The organism is Lacticaseibacillus salsurae, from assembly GCF_045862175.1.
Taxonomy (GTDB): Bacteria; Bacillota; Bacilli; order Lactobacillales; family Lactobacillaceae; genus Lacticaseibacillus; species Lacticaseibacillus salsurae.
This window is the reverse complement of the sequence record NZ_BAAFZI010000126.1, coordinates 1-1,840: the sequence shown is the minus strand read 5'-3', so window position 1 is coordinate 1,840 and position 1,840 is coordinate 1. Positions and strand designations below refer to the sequence as shown.

Sequence of the window (1,840 nt, the reverse complement as noted above, 5' to 3'; positions counted from 1 at the left end):
TGACCTTTACCCAATTTGTTGGAACTGAATTCGATTTACCTGCAAGGCAGTTCACTGAGAGCTGTCTTGTTTTAAAATAACGTTTCGATACCGGAACCTTTCCATTCACCAGTTTCCGGATCAACCTTACCGACAAATGGGTGAAGTTGATCATATTCGGATACTGGAATGGGTTCGCTATGCTCAAGAATATGTACACCATCGACTTGAACCTCACCGAATGATTCTACGATAATGATGGCACCTACATAGTCATCACTGTAGATACCGCGGGAGGTTTCGTAGGTATCGCCTTTGTTGATCCAATAAAGCTTTGTGTTAGGGTCTTGTGGATTACAGTAAGCCGCAAAGCCTTCAAATCTTTCTAACGCCCGAAATGTTTGTCGTTTCCGCTTTGTCATCATATGTTCTCCTTAGCTTTATAACCATTGGACTGAATGTAGAATTGGTACTTGATTTGACAACGTTGTTCATAGGTTCTTGGGGCGATACTACCAAGGCGAGTCTGAATTCGATCCTCATTGTAGTAGTTGATCCATTCATCAATTGTGGTCATTAATACGTTCGCATCGGCGCAGTCTTTGGCTGGTGTCATTTCCGCTTTGAGCTTGTTGAATACCGTTTCACAGGCCGCATTGTCGAGGCACGTCGAGCGATGGGACATACTTTGCCGAATACGGCCTTCATGTAAAAGTCGATGCCAATTACGATGCTGATACTGCCACCCTTGGTCGGTATGTAACGTGACCTGATACCCAGTATTAGGCAAGACTGCTACCAATCGCTCTAATGGCGCCGTACTAAACTTAAGAGTTGGATGTGTTGATAGTTCCCATTCCAAGATTCGGTTGCTGTAGAGATCTTTGATGACTTCTAGATACACTTTTTCGCCATTACCAGCTTGTAGTTCTGTGACATCACAAACAAGCTTCTGTAATGGTCGATCGGTCATGAAGCGCCGGCTCAGTCTGTTCTTTGCTTTCTTACCAGAAGGCCCTTTAGAGGAGTCATACTTGCGAGTGCGTTTGCCATATTTTTGGCAATGCACATTCATGTCATGCATCACACGTTGAATCCGTTTATGATTTGGCTCTTGGCGGCCTTCTGCCGCATACATTGCCCGAACCTCTGGTGTTACCCGTGGGATACCATAGTTTCCATTGTGTGCTTCGAAAACCAGCGTGATACGAGACTTCAATTCTTCGTCAGGATCTGGTTGACTCAGTTTCTTTTGCCAATACTGGAATACGGACATGCTGATAGGTAAGGCATCGATCAAATCAGCTAGTTTGTACTTGGCCTTGAGTGCGATGATAACTTCGCTGATTTGTCTTTTTGTTGCTTTCTCAAGGCTGCCAATTTTTTTAAGGCGTCGTTCTGTATCCGCAACGATAAATTCTCTTTTTCCAGGCGTTTCAGCCGTTGTTGTAGACTTTCTTGGACGATGAGGTTTCACTCCTTGCCGTCTTGCTAGTAACGCTTGTTTGCCCTCGGTGAAGTAAATACGTTCCCAAATTGCGATACTCGAGATTGAGCGGAAGGCAAAGTGCGCACAAGTTTCAGTGATAGATGCGTGGTGCTCCTGTTTCCACTCTACTAGATTGATACGGAATTCGCCAGTAGTTTTTGGAGGCGCTATCAACCCTTTTCTTCCGTGTTGTTCATAGATTGCTACGAGAACTCGAAAAGACATGTCCGCGATTCCGTACCGTTCACCAACCCGTCTCTTTGACTCGTTGCTGGTAAGATAACACTCTACGGCTTCGATATAAGTTTCTACTGAAATCTTAGTCATACAAATACCCCCAAAGTTGTGTTCCAACTTTAGGGGTAAAGGTCA

At 44.6% G+C, this 1,840-nt stretch carries 2 protein-coding genes; both read right to left on the bottom strand.

Annotation, left to right across the window (positions count from 1 at the left end):
• Window positions 1–71 precede the first annotated feature (71 nt).
• Window positions 72–401 (bottom strand): hypothetical protein, encoded by a 330-nt coding sequence (locus ACKTSG_RS14175; protein ID WP_272029094.1) that lies wholly within the window; start codon window positions 399–401, stop codon window positions 72–74.
• Complete coding sequence (locus tag ACKTSG_RS14170) at window positions 401–1,795, bottom strand: IS3 family transposase (protein ID WP_407895667.1); 1,395 nt, start codon at window positions 1,793–1,795, stop codon at window positions 401–403. The genes ACKTSG_RS14175 and ACKTSG_RS14170 overlap by 1 nt, the downstream gene beginning before the upstream one ends.
• Window positions 1,796–1,840: the final 45 nt, after the last annotated feature.